The organism is Streptomyces sp. NPDC045899, from assembly GCF_056431485.1.
The window spans coordinates 140,226-156,762 of sequence record NZ_JBWKKP010000017.1 but is presented as its reverse complement, the minus strand read 5'-3'; the positions used below and the strand labels follow the sequence as shown (position 1 = coordinate 156,762).

General features: G+C 73.8%; 12 protein-coding genes. 7 read left to right on the top strand and 5 right to left on the bottom strand.

Annotation, left to right across the window (positions count from 1 at the left end; translation table 11 throughout):
- Nucleotides 1-11: 11 nt before the first annotated feature.
- A complete protein-coding gene (locus AC07FT_RS24580; protein WP_479178120.1) occupies nt 12-1,478 on the bottom strand; it encodes an NCS2 family permease in 1,467 nt (488 codons plus the stop codon).
- 189 nt (nt 1,479-1,667) lie between these two features.
- Here AC07FT_RS24580 and AC07FT_RS24575 point away from each other — a divergent pair, with 189 nt between their 5' ends.
- Both AC07FT_RS24575 and AC07FT_RS24570 read left to right on the top strand, forming a co-directional pair.
- Complete coding sequence (locus tag AC07FT_RS24575; RefSeq protein ID WP_471203523.1) at nt 1,668-1,937, top strand: DUF2530 domain-containing protein; 270 nt, start codon at nt 1,668-1,670, stop codon at nt 1,935-1,937.
- An 84-nt stretch (nt 1,938-2,021) separates the two neighbouring features.
- The gene (locus AC07FT_RS24570; protein WP_479178119.1) at nt 2,022-4,457 is read left to right on the top strand and encodes a cation-translocating P-type ATPase; all 2,436 of its coding nucleotides are present in this window, start codon (nt 2,022-2,024) and stop codon (nt 4,455-4,457) included.
- Nucleotides 4,458-4,473: 16 nt separating this feature from the next.
- On the opposite strand, the gene AC07FT_RS24565 is transcribed toward AC07FT_RS24570, so the two are convergent.
- Nucleotides 4,474-5,238, bottom strand: a complete 765-nt coding sequence (locus AC07FT_RS24565; RefSeq protein WP_479178118.1) for a calcium-binding protein — start codon at nt 5,236-5,238, stop codon at nt 4,474-4,476.
- Nucleotides 5,239-5,413: 175 nt separating this feature from the next.
- Between AC07FT_RS24565 and AC07FT_RS24560 the strand changes: the two genes are divergently transcribed.
- Nucleotides 5,414-6,232 (top strand): SAM-dependent methyltransferase, encoded by an 819-nt coding sequence (locus tag AC07FT_RS24560; RefSeq protein WP_471203529.1) that lies wholly within the window; start codon nt 5,414-5,416, stop codon nt 6,230-6,232.
- A gap of 68 nt (nt 6,233-6,300) precedes the next feature.
- Here the strand turns inward: AC07FT_RS24560 and AC07FT_RS24555 are convergent, their stop codons facing one another.
- The 3 genes from AC07FT_RS24555 to AC07FT_RS24545 form a co-directional block, all read right to left on the bottom strand.
- Entirely contained in the window at nt 6,301-6,630 is a 330-nt protein-coding gene (locus tag AC07FT_RS24555; protein WP_471203530.1) for a hypothetical protein, read from the bottom strand.
- 183 nt (nt 6,631-6,813) lie between these two features.
- Nucleotides 6,814-10,161: a sacsin N-terminal ATP-binding-like domain-containing protein gene (locus AC07FT_RS24550; RefSeq protein ID WP_479178131.1), complete on the bottom strand. Its 3,348-nt coding sequence runs from the start codon at nt 10,159-10,161 to the stop codon at nt 6,814-6,816.
- A gap of 1,018 nt (nt 10,162-11,179) precedes the next feature.
- Nucleotides 11,180-12,097, bottom strand: a complete 918-nt coding sequence (locus tag AC07FT_RS24545) for a DUF3027 domain-containing protein (protein WP_479178117.1) — start codon at nt 12,095-12,097, stop codon at nt 11,180-11,182.
- A 409-nt stretch (nt 12,098-12,506) separates the two neighbouring features.
- Between AC07FT_RS24545 and AC07FT_RS24540 the strand changes: the two genes are divergently transcribed.
- From AC07FT_RS24540 to AC07FT_RS24525, 4 genes are all read left to right on the top strand, one after another.
- Entirely contained in the window at nt 12,507-14,018 is a 1,512-nt protein-coding gene (locus AC07FT_RS24540; RefSeq protein ID WP_479178130.1) for an MFS transporter, read from the top strand.
- A gap of 80 nt (nt 14,019-14,098) precedes the next feature.
- Nucleotides 14,099-14,614 carry a hypothetical protein gene (locus AC07FT_RS24535; RefSeq protein WP_479178116.1) on the top strand — a complete coding sequence of 172 codons (516 nt, stop codon included), beginning with the start codon at nt 14,099-14,101 and terminating at the stop codon, nt 14,612-14,614.
- 16 nt (nt 14,615-14,630) lie between these two features.
- Nucleotides 14,631-15,605, top strand: a complete 975-nt coding sequence (locus tag AC07FT_RS24530; RefSeq protein ID WP_479178115.1) for a futalosine hydrolase — start codon at nt 14,631-14,633, stop codon at nt 15,603-15,605.
- Nucleotides 15,602-16,453 (top strand): 1,4-dihydroxy-6-naphthoate synthase, encoded by an 852-nt coding sequence (locus AC07FT_RS24525; protein ID WP_479178114.1) that lies wholly within the window; start codon nt 15,602-15,604, stop codon nt 16,451-16,453. Before AC07FT_RS24530 ends, AC07FT_RS24525 begins: the two co-directional genes overlap by 4 nt.
- Nucleotides 16,454-16,537: the final 84 nt, after the last annotated feature.

The following is a 16,537-nucleotide window of genomic DNA, read 5'->3' as shown; positions in this document are numbered from 1 at the left end:
CACGGGGTGGATCAGTTCACCCCGAGAGCCTGCTCGATCGGGTGGAGCAGGAAGTAGACCATGAAGCACAGCCCCACCACGGCCAGCAGCCACGGGATCTCCCGGGTGCGCCGGGTGGCGATCCGCAGCAGCAGGAAGGACAGCACACCGAGGCCGATCCCATTGGTGATGCTGTAGGTGAACGGCATCGAGACCATGGTCAGGAAGGCCGGGATCGCGATGGTGAAGTCGCTCCAGTCGATCTCCTTGACGTTCGCCGCCATGATCAGGAAGCCGACGACCACCAGCGCGGGCGTCGCGGCCTGCGACGGGACCACCTTGGCCAGCGGGGTGAAGACCAGCGCGAGCAGGAAGAGACCGCCGGTGACGATGTTGGCGAGCCCGGTGCGGGCCCCCTCCCCGACACCCGCCGTGGACTCCACGAAACAGGTGTTGGCGGAGGCCGAGCCGAAGCCGCCGCCCGCGACCGCGACACCGTCCACCATCAGGATCCGGCCCATTCCCGGGAGCTGACCGCGCTCATCCGTGAGCTGGGCCTCCTCGCCGACGCCGATGATCGTGCCCATCGCGTCGAAGAAGCCGGACAGCAGCACGGTGAAGACGAAGAGGCAGCCGGTGAGGATGCCGACCTCGTGGAATCCGCCGATCAGGCTGACCTCGCCGATCAGCCCGAAGTCCGGGGTGTCCACGACCTTCTCCGGGACGTTGGGGACGGTCAGCCCCCACGAGGCGTCCGGGATGTCGACCAGCGCGTTGACCGCGACCGCGGCCACGGTCATGGTCACGATGCCGATCAGGATGGCGCCGCGCGTCTTGCGGACGACCAGGACGAAGGTGAGCGCCAGCCCCGCCACGAAGACCAGCACCGGCCAGCCCTGGAGCTTGCCCTCGATACCGAGCCCCATCGGCACGGTGGTGTGGGCCTTGTCCGGGTTGCGGGTGATGAACCCGGCGTCGACCAGGCCGATCAGGGCGATGAACAGCCCGATGCCGATCGCGATGGCCCGCCGCAGCCCGCCGGGGATCGCGGCCATGACCCGTTCCCGCAGTCCGGAGGCGACCAGGACCATCAGCACCAGGCCCGCCAGGACCACCATGCCCATCGCGTCCGGCCAGCTCATCTTGGGGGCGAGCTGGAGCGAGACCACCGCGTTGATACCGAGGCCCGCGGCGAGCGCGATGGGGACGTTGCCGATGATCCCCATGAGCAGCGTGGTCAGCCCCGCCATCAGCGCGGTGGCGGTGACCAGCTGGCCGTTGTCGAGGGTGTGGTGGAACTTGTCCTCACCTGCGCCCAGGATGATCGGGTTCAGTACGACGATGTAGGCCATCGCGAAGAACGTGGCCAGACCGCCGCGGAGCTCCCGGGAGATCGTGGAGCCGCGTTCACTGATCTTGAAGAATGTGTCGATGCCCTTGGTGGGCGGTGCCGGGGTCTGCCGCTTGGCGTCGGCCGGCGCGGGGGCCGAGGGGGACATAAGGACCTCTGTGGTGCGCGAACATCAACAGTGGGCCCTTTGGATGATCAAACAAGGATGCCTACTCAGACCCGGAACGGTTCAGTATGAATATATAAATGGCCGAACGCCAAACGTCTCCCCTGAGCTGCCCGGATGGCACGGGATCCGGTCCGGAACGGCCCCGGGCCCGGCCCGTAAGCTGTGCCCATGACGAAGTGGACCCCCAAGCACGAGGCGCCGCCGCCCCTGGAGGGCAACATTGTGGCGACCATCACCGGTGGCACCATCGTGTGGTTCGTCCTCTTCCTCGTCCAGCTCCCCTTCTACGGCTGGTACGACGACCACGGCCATCTGTGGTGGCTGTGGACCTGTCTGGCCGGTGGCGGCCTCGGGCTGATCGGCATCTGGTACGTCCGGGCCCGTGAGGCCGCACTCCGCCGCGCCGACCGGGGCCGGCCGGCGGCCGACGGCGGCTGACGGCCGCCGCGGGGCCCGCCGGCCGCGGCCGACGATCGACGCCTGGACAGGTGAACGGCGCGCCGCGCACGTACCGTCGAAGGCATGCCGGACCGGGTCGCCCCGGGACTGACCGCCGCCGAGGTCGCTGAGCGCGTCGCACGCGGTGAGATCAATGACGTCCCGGTGCGCTCCTCGCGCTCCTTCACCGAGATCGTCCGCGCCAATGTGCTCACCCGCTTCAACGCGATCATCGGCGTACTGTTCCTGATCATCCTGGTGGTCGGTCCGATCCAGGACGGACTGTTCGGCTTCGTGATCGTGGCCAACACCCTCATCGGGATCGTCCAGGAGCTACGGGCCAAGAAGACCCTCGACTCGCTCGCCGTCATCGGCGAGGCCCGGCCGACCGTCCGCCGCGACGGTGTGGCCACCGAGATCCCCACCGGCCGGATCGTCCTGGGCGACCTCATCGAACTGGGTCCCGGGGACAAGTGCGTCGTGGACGGCGAGGTCACCGAGGCCGAGGGGCTGGAGATCGACGAGTCGCTGCTCACCGGCGAAGCCGATCCGGTGCTCAAACAGCCCGGTGACACCGTGATGTCGGGCAGCTTCGTGGTCGCGGGCGGCGGCGCCTTCACCGCCACCCGGGTCGGCCGCGAGGCGTACGCCGTCCAGCTCGCCGAGGAGGCGTCCCGCTTCACCCTGGTCGCCTCCGAACTGCGCAGCGGTATCAGCCAGATCCTGAAGTACGTGACCTGGATGATGATCCCGGCCGCGATCGGCCTGGTGATCAGCCAGTTCGTGGTGAAGGGGAACGACTGGCGGGAAGCGGTGCGGCGGATGGTGGCCGGGATCGTGCCGATGGTCCCCGAGGGTCTGGTGCTGCTCACCTCCGTCGCCTTCGCGATCGGGGTGATCCGGCTGGGCCGCCGGCAGTGCCTGGTGCAGGAGCTCCCCGCGATCGAGGGGCTGGCCCGGGTGGACGTGGTCTGTCTGGACAAGACCGGCACCCTCACCGAGGGCGGGATGGACGTCCGTGAGCTGCGGCTGCTCGACGGACACGGCGACGCACCCGGCGACGGACACGACGGGCGCGGGGGCGGGCACGACGAGGGCTATGTGGGGCAGGTGCTGGGCGCCCTCGGCGCCAGTGACCCGCGTCCCAACGCCAGCCTCCAGGCGATCATCGACGCCTATCCCCGCCCGGACGGGTCCGACGGTGCCGACGGCGGCTGGCGCTCCCGGGACGTGCTGCCGTTCTCCTCGGCCCGCAAGTACAGCGGCGCCACCCTCGACGCCCCCGACGGGCGGCGCGCCACCTGGCTGCTGGGCGCGCCCGAGGTGCTGCTGGCCGAGGGCGATCCGGCGCTGGGCCAGGTGGACGAGCTGAACGCGCGCGGTCTGCGGGTGCTGCTGCTGGCCCGTGCCGAGGACGGGACGGGCCCACCGGCCGCCGGGGGCCCGGGCCCCCGGCCGGTCACCGCCGTCGCCCTCGTCGTCCTGGAGCAGCGGCTGCGGCCGGACGCCGCCGACACCCTGCGCTACTTCGCCGAGCAGAACGTCGCCGCGAAGGTGATCTCCGGTGACAACGCCGTCTCCGTCGGGGCCGTCGCGGCCGAGCTGGGGCTGCCCGGCGCCGCGCACGCCCTGGACGCACGGCGGCTGCCCGCCGAAACCGCCGGGATGGCCACCGCGCTGGAGGACGGAACGGTCTTCGGACGGGTCACCCCGCGCCAGAAGCGGGACATGGTGGGCGCGCTCCAGTCGCGCGGCCACAACGTGGCCATGACCGGCGACGGCGTCAATGACGTACTGGCGCTGAAGGACGCGGACATCGGCGTCTCGATGGGCTCGGGCAGTGAGGCCACCCGCGCGGTCGCCCAGATCGTGCTGCTCGACAACAGCTTCGCCACCCTGCCGTCGGTGGTGGCCGAGGGCCGCCGGGTGATCGGCAATATCGAGCGGGTGGCCCGGCTCTTCCTGGTGAAGACCGTCTACTCGGTCCTGCTCGCGGTGCTGGTGGTGTGCTTCCGGGTGGAGTACCCGTTCCTGCCCCGCCATCTGACGCTGCTGTCCACGCTGACCATCGGCGTGCCCGCGTTCTTCCTGGCGCTGGCCCCCAACAAGGAGCGTGCCCGGCCGCGGTTCGTGCGCAGGGTGATGCGGTACGCCATCCCCGCCGGGGTGATCGCGGGTGCGGCCACCTTCGCCGCGTATCTGCTGGCCCGTCACCACTACACGGGCCGGGGCGCGCTCCAGGCCGAGACCAGCGCCGCCACGCTGACGCTGTTCCTCATCGCGCTGTGGGTGCTGGCCATCGTGGCCCGGCCCTACACCTGGTGGCGGATCGGTCTGGTGCTGGCGATGGCCCTGGGGTTCGTGACCGTACTCGCCACCCCGTGGCTCCAGCACTTCTTCGCGCTGCGCCTGGTGGGGACGGCGATGCCGTGGACGGCGGTGGGCATCGCCGCCATGGCCTCGGCGGTGCTGGAGTGGGTGTGTCGCCGGATCGCCGCGAACGGCGATCCGGCGTCCTGAACCGGCCTGGAGGCCGCTACCGCACGTCCACGAAGTCGGCCGTGGACTTCACCGGCGCGGTGGTGCCGGTGCCCGCGAAGTTCCAGCGGAAGTAACCGTCCTCGACGGCGGTGACGGTCGTCTTGAGCGCGCCCGCGGCGGCCGACTTCACCGTCTTCACCGCGGTGTAGGTGGAGCTGTTCTTCTTGCGGAACTCCAGCGTCACGGGCTGGACCGTGTAGCCCGCGTAGGCGGCCGTCTCCCAGTTGGCGCGGGTCAGCGCACCGGTGACGGTGATCGTCCGGCCCTTGCGCACCGGCTCGGGCGAGGCGTTGACGGTCAGCTTGGCGGCGCGCCGCACGGTGAAGGACGCGGCCTTCTCCGTGTTCATGTAGTCGTCGTCCTTGGCGTCGACCAGCACATTGGCGTACCAGGTGCCCGCGGGGTCGTTGTCGATGAAGTCGACCCGCGGGTCCACGGTGAAGGACGCCGTGCAGGTGGAGGTGTGGGCGTCGGTGGCCGAGGCGACGCACTTCGCCGGGCCGGTCGCGTCCAGGTACCCGTAGGACGGGCCGTCCACCCAGATCTGCGCGTCCTTGATCCCCGAGTTGTCGGAGGCGGTGACGGCGACCGTGAAGGTCTTGGCCTTCGTGGTCCCCACCACGACGTCCTTGCTGCTCACCGTCACGCTGCTGATCGCCGTGTCACCGAAGCCGTCCGCCTGCGCGGCGGGCGCGGTCAGGGCGCCCACCCCCGCGGCGGTGGCGGTGGCGAGCACGACGAAGGTCATGCGCTTGCGCATCGATTCCCCCACAGAATGCTGAGGGCCCCGGGCCGCGAATGTCGCGGTCGGGGCCGGAACTGGCACAACTGTACGATCTTCACGGGCCGTTCACAATGTTGTGGATGTTCCACGATGCGGATGCCTCCCGGAAACCGCCCACGGCCGGCCCCAACCCGCCAGTAATGTGGGCGATATGACGGGGCACCGCTTTCGCGCAGACGAGATCGACACCAGCAAGCCGCATTCGGCACGCATGTACGACTACTTCCTGGGCGGCAAGACGCACTACGCGGTCGACACCCAGGCCGCCGAACAGGTCGAGGCCGTCTGGCCGGACGTCAAACCCTGGACCCGCGCCAACCGGTCCTTCATGCACCGCGCGACCCGCTGGCTCGCCGCCGAGGCCGGGATCCGGCAGTTCCTCGACATCGGCACCGGCATCCCCACCGAGCCCAACCTCCACCAGGTGGCCCAGGGCGTGGCGCCGGAGTCCCGGGTGGTCTACGCGGACAACGACCCCATCGTGCTGGCCTACGCCCAGGCGCTGCTGCTCTCCACCCCCGAGGGCCGCACCGCGTACCTGCACGCGGACATCACCGAGCCCGAGGCGGTCCTCGCCTCCGAGGAGCTGCACTCCACGCTCGACCTGACCCGGCCGGTGGCGCTGTCGCTCAACGCGGTCCTGCACTTCATCGCCGATGAGCAGAAGCCGTACGACATCGTGCGACGACTGGTCGACGCGCTGGCGCCGGGGAGCTATCTCGTGCTGTCCCACGGCTCGCCGGACCGCCGCCCCGGCATCTCGGACGCGGTCACCAACCTCTACCGCAGCAGCGGCATCCACGTCCAGGGCCGCACCCAGGAGGAGATCCTGCCGTTCTTCGACGGTCTCGAACTGGTCGAACCGGGCGTGGTGATGCCGCACCGCTGGAAGCCGGAGAGCGAGCGGGCGCGGGCCGAGGCGGAGGCCCTGGACCTGTGGATCCACGCGGGCGTGGCCCACAAGCCCTGACGCGGACGGCCCCGCAGCCGCCCCCGGAGGGACGGCGGCGGGGCCGCCGTGGGTCATGGATCAGGCGGTCAGCACCTCTTGATCTCGCCCGAGGACTCGAAGTGGCTGGACTGCGTCCACAGCGCCCCGCCGATGTCCTGTACCGAGTACCACACCCCGCCGCCACCGACCTTGAGGGCGCACCAGACCCGGGCGGTCTCACCTCGTTGGAACGTTCCCGCCCTGCGGGACCTGGTGCTGGCCTTCTCGTAGACCGGCGCCGGTTCGAAGGCCTTCAGCTCCACATAGCCACGCTTGGAGGCCGGCACATGATGATCCGCCTGGGCCACCGGCGACACCATCGCCGTCAGCGCGACCGCCGCTCCGACCAGCGCCGTCCCTCGTACGAGCTTGCTCATGGGCACACTCCCTGAACGTCCGAACTGCCATCGGTCCGGACCCGGAGGTCCCGCGAGACCTCGTGTTCCCCTCGGCCCCGCGCCCCCGCGTCCTGCCCGTCAGTCTGCCGGGGCGGGGGGCGGAGGGCGTTAGCACTCGGTCCACGGCCCACTTGGCTCTGCGTCGATGCGGCGGGACAGGGCCTAGTCGAACCAGCGGGCGCGGGCCAGTTCCTCGGTGCGGGTCAGGTCCTCGAGCAGGGCGGCCACCTCGAAGCGGCGGGACCACTGGCCCGCGGCCCAGGACAGTCCGGCCGCGACACCCTCGACCGTCGAGGCGTGCAGAGTGCCGTCCAGGTACCGCCAGTCGAGCTCGGTCCCGCCCTCGACCAGCAGTTCCTCATGCTCGACATACGACAGCGGGGCGTCCGGGAGGAGTTCGCGCACCGCCTCCGCGACCTCGTGGGGGTCCCCCTGGGAGACCACCGGCGCCGGGTACGCCTCGGTCAGCCGCCGCACCTGGAACAGCTCCGCCAGGTCCGCCGCCCGCGCCGGGGCCACCGGCAGCAGGGCCCGGCCGTCCGCCTCGGCCAGCGGCATCAGGTCGGGCGCGTCCGCGACCAGCGCCTCGCCCGCGTCCACCACGCGCGGACGCCCGTCCACCACGGCCCGCAGATCGTCCGGCAGGGTCACCTGTTCGGGGTCGAGACCGGCCAACTGCCCGTAGAGCGAGCGCAGCTGGGCCGGGGTCACCTCGCGGTCCGGGTCGGCCAGCCGGGCCAGCAGCTCGGCCGCGCCGCCCGGTTCGTCCAGCAGCGCCGCCACCGAGGTCCGCACCCCGAGGGCGCGCAGCACCTGCTCGTCCTCGAACCCGGCCGCGTCCACCGCCTCGTAGAGCCCGGCCAGCAGCGGATCGCCGCCGGCCGCGCGCAGTCCGGCGGGACGGCGGCCGTCCAGCACCGGATGGCCGCGCAGCCACCACGCGGTGTACGACCGCACGGCCTCCGTGGTGCCGTCCGGCAGCAGCACCCGCACCGGCGCGGTCAGCGCGTCCCGCAGCGGCGGCTGGGCGAGCATCGCCAGCGCCGCCGGCCAGGCGTCGTCGTCCACCAGGTCCAGATCCCGCACCGCCACGATCTCGGTGGCCACCGGCGGCACCGGGGTCTCCGGCAGCCGGTCCAGCGCGTCCTCGCACCACACGTCCACCGCGTCCAGCACACCCACGTCATCGGGCTCGGTGTAGTCGCCCTCGCGCGGCTCCAGCTCATCCGGGTCCAGCACCACATCGGTCGCCCGGACCAGGGCAAAGCCCGCCAGCACCCCGACGGCGGCCAGCGGCTGTTCGCCCCAGCGCTCGGCCAGCTCGGCGTCGCACGCGGCGAGTTCGCCCTCCCGCATCACCCGTTCGAAGGCGCTCCCGGGCAGCACCAGCTCACCGGCCGGGGCCAGCTCCCCGTCCTCGTCCGGCAGCGCCAGCGCGGCCAGCCACGGTTCGTCTCCGGGCGCCAGCCGGGCCTGCTGGACCAGCCCGAGGACGGTGTCGGCCAGCGCGTCGGCGTCCAGCGCCGCGCCCAGCCCGGCGCCGTCCTCCGGGAACGGGTCGTAGTCGTCCTCCGCCTCCAGCGAATGCGCCACGGCGGCCCGCACCTGGGGGGTGGTCAGCACGGCGCGCGGGGTGGCCGGGGTCGCGCCCAGCTTCTCCAGCAGCGGATGCGCGGCGTCCGGGTGCGCGACCTTCAGGCCCAGCCGGGCCAGCGTGCGATGAGTCTCGGCGACGCCCTCGCCCTCGCCGATGTCGGTCTCCCCGGGCAGCGGGAGCAGCACCTGCCGCGGCCCGATCGTCGTCCGGCCGTCGGCCAGCGGCACCGGCAGCCCGCTGAGCCGGTCCGGGTCGGTCCCGGCCAGCGCGTCGTACAGCCGCCGCCACCAGGACGGGTCGCGCTCCACCCCCGCCAGCCGGTCGATCACCTCGCCCAGCGGCACCCGCGCCACCTCGAGCACCCGCAGCTCCGTCCGGCGCTCGAGACCGGCGGGCAGCAGGGTCGGGAACAGCTCGGCCAGCACCTCCACGGTCGCCGCGCCCGCGCCCTCGACGATCTCCGCGTCCCGGGGGCGCAGCGCGTACGGCTCGCCCTCCAGCGCGCCGGGCGCCAGGACGTCGTCGTCCCAGCCGCCGAGATCGGGGGCCGCGGTCCGCTCCGGCGTCCCGCCCGCGGCGCCCACCGCCGGTCCGCCCTCCGCCGCGTCCGGGCCGAGCGCGTCCGGCGAACCCAGCCAGCCGGCCACCGGTTCGCGGCCGCTCTCGCCCGCCGCGGGCGCCGCCGCACTGGGCAGGAACGGCACCCGCGGCAGCCGCTCCAGCACCCGCTGCCGCAGCTCACCGTCCAGCTCGCCCTTGCCCAGCCGGCCCGGGACCAGGCCGATCGTGCCGACCCCCACCGGATGCCAGTCACGCAGCAGCGCGGCGTACGCCTCGGCCGCGCGGTCCAGCAGGAAGTCCGTGAGCGGGCCGGGCGCGGTGTGCCGGCGGGTGGGCTCCAGCGGGAACGAGGCGATCAGCAGCGCGGGCAGCCCCATCGGCTCGTCGGTGGGCGTCGGCGCGTGCACCACCGGGGCCGTGGCGGGCCGCACCGGCGCGCCCTCGGCGTCCACCGGCACCGCCCAGGTCACCGACCACACCGGCCGCAGCCGCTCCTCGACCGGGCGGTCGGCGAGCAGCGCGGTGTCCAGCCGTCCGCCCGCGCTCTCGGTGCGCCAGCGCGTCGTACCGCGCTCACCGCTGTCCTCGACGACCGTGTACGGCCCCTCGGCGCGGCGCCGCAGCGTCCGTACGCCCTCGGGGGTCTCGACCACGACCTCGGCCAGTCCGGGCAGGGTCAGCAGCAGCGCGTCGTCGACCCCGGCGAGCAGCCGCTCGGCCACGTCCAGGGCGGCGCCGTCGCGCAGCGGCAGCACCACGACGGTGTCGTAGCCCTCCGGCGCGCTGCCCTCGGCGGGCAGCGGCAGCCGCAGCAGCGGAACGTGCCCGTCCCGGCGGCGCAGCTCGTCCGCCAGCCCCGGCGCGGCCTCCGCGGTGCGCAGGGTCAGCTCCCGCGCCTCGGCCAGCGACCAGCGGATCCCGCCGCTCCGGCCGACGACCGCGGGTTCGTCGCTCACCGCGAGCACCGCCGCGAACCCGACACCGAACCGGCCCACGGCGCTGTCCGGCTCGTCCCGCTTGGCGGAGGCCCGCAGCGTGGACAGCGACTCGGCCCCGGCGGCGTCCAGCGGGGCGCCGGTGTTGGCGGCGGCCAGCACGGCCGGGTCGCCGTCGGTGGCCGGGTGCAGGGTGAGCCGCAGCCGCCCCGGGACCCCGGCGCGGGCGGCGGCGTCCGCCGCGTTCTGCGCGAGCTCGACGATCAGCCGGTCGCGGTGGCCGCCGAGCGCGAGGTCCTCCTCGGCGTTGGCGTCCTCCCGGAAGCGGGCGGACGAGGCGGCCCAGGCGTCCAGCACGCCGCGCCGCAGTCGCGCGGTCCCGAACGGGTCCGCGTCCTCGGTCGCGCCTCGCACCATCGCCGTGCTGCTCACGTCTCGCCTCCGGAGTTCCTGGTCCGTGCCCTGCGGTCCTGCCGTACGGGTGCCCGTAGCCGGGTTCCCCACGAGACGCGATTTTCCACCGCACTCGCCGGACCCCCGCGCGCCCGAGGTGCGTCCACCTGCGAACGCCCCTGGTGATGACGGACCCTAGCGGCGAACGTACCCCTCCCGCGATCCACCCCGGCGCCGGACGGGCGGCCACCGGCATCCGCCGCACCGGAGGCCGGTCACCACCCGGTCGCGGACGACCCCCACGGACTCCCCGGCGGCCCGGCCGAGCGGACGCGAACGCGAACGCGCCCGGACGGCCGGGACCGCCCCGGTGCAGATGTCCGCGGCCGATCCCCACGCCCCGGCCGTCCGGGTCACGGCCCGCACCCGTGCCGGTTGAGCACCAGGGCCGCTGTGCCGGGGAACGCCGGAGGCGGTGACCCGCCGGGCGGCGGTCGCCGCGTTGTGACAGAGGCACGGGCCCCACGGCGGAGCCACGGCCGCCGTGGTGCGGCAACGGCCGGGCCACGGTGCGGCGGCCCGCGCACCGCCGTACCGCACGGGCCCCGCCCCGGCGGACGCACGGCCGGGGTCACCCGCGTGGGGAACGCCGGAGGCCGTGAGCCGCCGGGCGGCGGTCGCCGCGTTGTGGCCGGGGCTCGGCCCGTGAGCACCGGCCCGGGGCGTGAGGCCACCGGGGAGGGTTGATGCCGCCGTGGGCAACGCCCCGGCTCGCCGACCGAAGCCCGAGGACACCCACCGCCGCAGCGCACGGGCCCCACGGCGGACGCACGGCCGCCGTGGTGCGGCAACGGCCGGGCCACGGTGCGGCGGCCCGCGCACCGCCGTACCGCACGGGCCCCGCCCCGGCGGACGCACGCCGGGGTCACCCGCGTGACGGAACGGATCACCCGGCCGGCGCGGGCTCGGGGCCCCGACCGGGCGGCCGGGGCGCTGGGATCGCCCCATCCGCGCCGGGTCCGGGACCGCTGCCCGCGGAGGGCTAGGAGTGGCCGAGTTCCTCGGCCGGGGCGTCCGGCTCCACCGAGCCGCCGGTGCGGTCCGGGTGGAGCGGCATCGGTTCGACGACCGTCTCGTCGAGGACGGGCTCCGCCGGACGCGGCGGCTTCGGCATCACGGCCGCCTCGGAGTGCGCCCCGCAGCCGTACGACAGGGACACCACACGGCCGTCCGCCGGGCTGAACTCATTGGCGCAGACCCCGAACGCCTGTCGCAGCGAACCCGCGAGCGGCATCAGGAAGCCGCAGCTCGCACAGGTGCCGGGGGCCGCCTGCGCCATCGGGGTCTTCGCGCCGAACGCGTCGTCCCAGCGGTCGGCGGCGTCGTGGAGGCCGTACCGGGAGAGCACCCGGGCGCGGCGCATGCCCAGTTCCTCGGCGATGGCCGCGATCGAGCCGGTCGCGGGCGCGGCCCCCTGGACGGCGGGCGCCCCGGGCGTCACGTCCGCCTCCTCCAGCGCGGCGAGCTGCTGCATCTCCTCGGAGACCACGGAGTTGGGCGGCGGGGCGTCCTCGCCCGAGAAACCCGCCTCCAGCCGCAGGTCCTCGGCCTCGGTGGGGAGCAGGTCCCCCGGCCCCATGTCGCCGGGGCGCAGCCGCTCGCTCCACGGCACCCATTCGGGCGCCAGCAGCGCGTCCGGGCCGGGCACCAGCACCGTCTCGTCCAGCGTGACGGCCTTCGCCCGCGAGGCACGGGTGACGGTGACCGCCCAGCGCCAGCCGCGGTAGCCCGGTTCGGAGGCTTCGAAGAGGTGGGTGACGACGCGGTCTCCTTCCGCGACGGCACCGACATGCTCGCCCACCGTCCCGGGCCCGGCCACTTCCCCGGCTGCCTCGCGGGCGAGTTCGACCGCCTCGGCGCACAGGCGGTCAGGGGTACGGCTTCGCATCGCAGCACTCACAGGATCGATTCTCTCTTCCACGCCGTCGCAGCCGTCTGACGAGTGCGCCAGCCGACCGCCGGACGGCGGGACTGCGGACGGAGCGGACCGTGGGACCGCGTCGACGTCCGCGCCCGATCCGACCTCGGGCGCACCTTGTACGTTCCATTCTGCGGGATGGGAACTCGGTACATGGCCAGGAACGACCGTCGGTGGCGCGCTACGCACGCTACCTTGTCCGGCCGGGCCGCCCCCACCCCCGTCCCCGCCCGATCCTCCGTCATCCGTCCCAGCCGAACCGCGTTTGCGCAGGACAGAGCGGGGTTCCCGAGGGATGCCATGGGTGTCGGAGTGAACCGAACCGATCCGGAAAGCCGCCGAAGGTCTCACGTACCGGCCGTGTTGGCTGCACCATGGTCAGGTGGCAGCCATGCGGTTCCAGGGGAGCGGCCCGATCCAACGGTCGGGCCGCTGGATCGCCCGCGCACTGCACCTCCCCTTCACCGCGACCGGCCGCGGCATCCGGCGGGCGACCCATGCGCACGGCGCCGGGGAGTCCGGGCTGGGCAAACTGATCGAGCTGCACGCGGTGAACTCGGCGGGCGACATGATGATCACCGTCGCGCTCGCCTCCACGATCTTCTTCTCGGTCCCGACGGACGAGGCGCGCGGCCGGGTGGCGCTGTATCTGGCCATCACCCTGGCCCCGTTCGCCCTGCTGGCCCCCGTCGTCGGTCCGCTGCTGGACCGCATCCCGCACGGCCGCCGCGCGGCGATGGCGGGCGCGATGCTCACCCGGGCCGTGCTGGCGCTGACGATGGCGGGCGCGGTGGTGGGCGGCGGTCTGGAGCTGTATCCGGCGGCGCTGGGCGTGCTGGTGGCGTCCAAGGCGTACGGAGTGGTGCGGTCCGCGATCGTGCCACGGCTGCTCCCACCACGGTTCTCGCTGGTCAAGGCGAACTCCCGGGTGACCCTGGCCGGGCTGCTCGCCACCGGGGTCGCCGCGCCGCTGGGGGCCGGGCTGCATCAGCTGGGGCCTAGCTGGCCGCTCTACGGCGCGTTCGTGATCTTCATGGCGGGCACGTTCCTGTCCTTCACGCTGCCGCACAAGGTGGACTCGTCCCTGGGCGAGTCGCGGGCGCGGCTCACCTCCGGCACCCACCATCTGCATCTGCCCGCCTCGGTGCACCGGCCGCGGCCCAGGCCGACGACGCCCTCGGGGGCGCGGCTGGGGACGAAACCGGGCGGACGGTTCGCCGGCGCGTTCGGCGGACGGTTCGGCGGTGCCTTCCGCGAGCTCTTCGGCCGGCGCCCGGCCGACCGGCTCGGCGGCCGGGAGCGGCGCCCCGGGCTGCGTACCGTCGGCCCGTCCGTCCTGCACGCCCTCCAGGCGTGTGCCGCGCTCAAGACGCTGTCCGGCTTCCTCACCCTGTTCCTCGCCTTCCTGCTGCGCGACCAGCCGGTGGGCGGGCTCGGACCCGAACTCTCCCTGGGCCTGGTCGCGGTCGCGGCGGGCGGCGGGAACGCCCTGGGCACGGCGATCGGCGCCTGGCTGCGGGCCCGCGGGCCGGAGCGGATCATCGCCGTGGTGCTGACCTCGGCCCTCGGGGTGCTCATCGTGTCGGCCGCGCTGTACGGCGTGGTGACGGTCGCCGCGGTCGCCGCCACGGCGGGCATCGCCCAGGCGCTGGGCAAGCTGTCGCTGGACGCGCTCATCCAGCGCGACGTACCGGAGGAGGTCCGCACCTCGGCGTTCTCCCGTTCGGAGACCACACTCCAGATCGCATGGGTGATCGGCGGGGCCGTCGGTATCGCGCTGCCGCTCAACGGGGTGCTGGGGATGGCGGTCGCCGCGGGGGTGATCGCCCTGGGCGTCGCCGTGAGCGTACGGGGGCTGCTGACCGCCTCCCGGCACGGCGCACCGCGCCCCCGGGTGGCCTGACCGGCGTCCGTCCGCGGGGCGAAACGCTCTGGGACGAACCCGCGCGCGGCATGATCGGAACGGACCGATAGCCTGCCCGCATGACCGCTGCGCTGTTTTCCAGGGGCAAGGGCCGCCGGGCCGCCACCGCCGCCTGCGCTGTTGCCCTCGGGCTCATCGCCCTCTCCGCCTGCGACAAGCCGACTCCGATCGCGACGGTGACGGTCGGCTCGACCACCGTGACCGCGGAGGCCGCCGAGGACTGCTACAGCGAGAGCGGGCAGCTCAGCAAGTCGGCGCTGAACAAGTGCCTGGACAAGGCGCCGGAGAAGACGATCAAGGTGACCACCGGTGAGAAGGTGCGCATCGGCGTCGACCCGAAGATCGCCGAGTCCGGCTGGGCCGTGGTGGCCGGTACCCCGGTCATGAACGAGCCGAGCAAGGAGACCTACCGCAGCTTCGACAGCGAGGCCCTGCTGTCGCAGTCGAACCCCCAGACGGGGCAGTCGACTCCGGTCAACAAGGTCACCCTCACCGTCGTCCAGGTGGACGACGGCGGGAAGGGCAGCCAGCGTCCCAAGGGCATCTGGCGCTTCAAGCTCGAGCGGGACTCCTGACGGACGACCGGCGCCCATGCGCGCGCTGATCGTCACGGCCGTCGCCGCCGAGCGGGACGCGGTGGTACGGGGCCTCGCCCGGCACCTCCGCGCCGCCGCCCCGGCGGGCGGATCCGGGAGCATCGGCGAGGCCACCGCACCGGACGGGGCCGCCGCCACCGGAACAACGGCCGCGCCGGGAGCACCGGGTGAGTCAGCGCCGCCGGACGGGCCGGGCATCAGCGGCGCCGGCCGGCGCATCGCGTCCGGCCGGGACGCCGCGCGTGCCGAGGTCACCCTGCCCGGCGCCATCCTGCACCGCCTGACCCGGTCCGGCTCCCCGGCGCTCACCGTCGACGTCCTGGCCGCCGGGGTCGGCCCGGCGGCCGCCGCTGCGGGCACCGCCACCGCGCTGACCGCCGCCGCGCTCGCGGGCACCCCCTATGACCTGGCCGTATCGGCCGGTATCGGCGGCGGCTTCACCGTTCCAGCCGGTGCCGGTGCCGACGCCGGTTCCGGGGACGCCCCTCGCGCCCCGCTCGGCTCGGTCGTCGTCGCCGACGCCGTGGTCGCCGCCGACCTCGGCGCGGAAACCCCCGACGGCTTCGCCGCCGTCACCGACCTCGGCTTCGGGACCGTCGCACACCTGCCGCCCGCCGACCTCGTGGCCGCGGCCGCCGAGGCCGCCCGCGCGGCGCGCGGCACCGTGCTCACCGTGTCGACCGTGACCGGCAGCGCCGGACGGGCCGCGGAGCTGCTGCGGCGTCATCCGCGGGCCACCGCCGAGGCGATGGAGGGATTCGGGGTGGCCGAGGCGGCCGCCGCGCAGTCCGTGCCCGTCCTGGAGGTACGGGCGGTCTCCAACGCCGTCGGCCCGCGCGACCGTGCCGCCTGGCGGATCGGCGAGGCGCTGGAGGCCCTGGCCGACGCCTTCGGGCGCCTCGTACCCGTCCTCAGCACCTGGACCCGGGCCCCGGGCCCGGACCCCGACCGGGAAGGAACCGGGCCGTGACCGAGCCCCTGAAGATCGCGTACTCCCCGTGCCCGAACGACACCTTCGTCTTCGACGCCTGGGCCCACGGCCGCGTTCCCGGGGCTCCACCGCTGGACGTCACCTTCGCGGACATCGACATCACCAACGGGATGGCCGAGCGCGGGGAGTTCGACGTACTGAAGGTGTCGTACGCCGTTCTCCCGTGGGTGCTGGACCAGTACGCGCTGCTGCCGTGCGGCGGGGCGCTGGGCCGTGGCTGCGGTCCGCTGGTGCTGACCCGGGAGCCCGGCCGGGCGGCCGACCTGGCGGGCCGGACGGTCGCGGTGCCGAGTGAGCGTTCGACGGCCTATCTGCTGTTCCGGCTGTGGGCCGCGACCGAAGTCCCGGACGGGGTCGGGCAGATCCAGGTGCTGCCGTTCCACGAGATCATGCCCGCGGTGCGCGACGGCAAGGTGGACGCCGGACTCGTCATCCACGAAGCCCGGTTCACCTACCGGGACTACGGCCTGCACTCCCTCGCCGACATGGGCGAGCACTGGGAGTTGACGACCGGGCTGCCGATCCCGCTCGGCGCGATCATCGCCAAGCGCTCACTGGGAACCGAGCGGCTGCGCGCACTCGCCGACGCCGCCCGCGCCTCGGTGCGGATGGCCTGGGACGACCCGGAGGCGTCCCGCCCGTATGTGCTGGCGCACGCCCAGGAGATGGACCCGGCCGTCGCCGACCAGCACATCGGTCTGTACGTCAACGAGTTCACCGCCGGGCTGGGCGAGGACGGCTACGCCGCGGTGCGGGGGCTGCTGACCCGCGCGGCGGCCGAGGGGCTGGTACCGCCCCTCGGCCCCGATGCGCTGGAATTCGCCTGACCGTCGTTCCCGGGCATCAGCGCGACACGTCTCCGCCGTCCCTTTGTCCGGAACTCGTCGCTGAGCGTGTCTGATTCATTACGT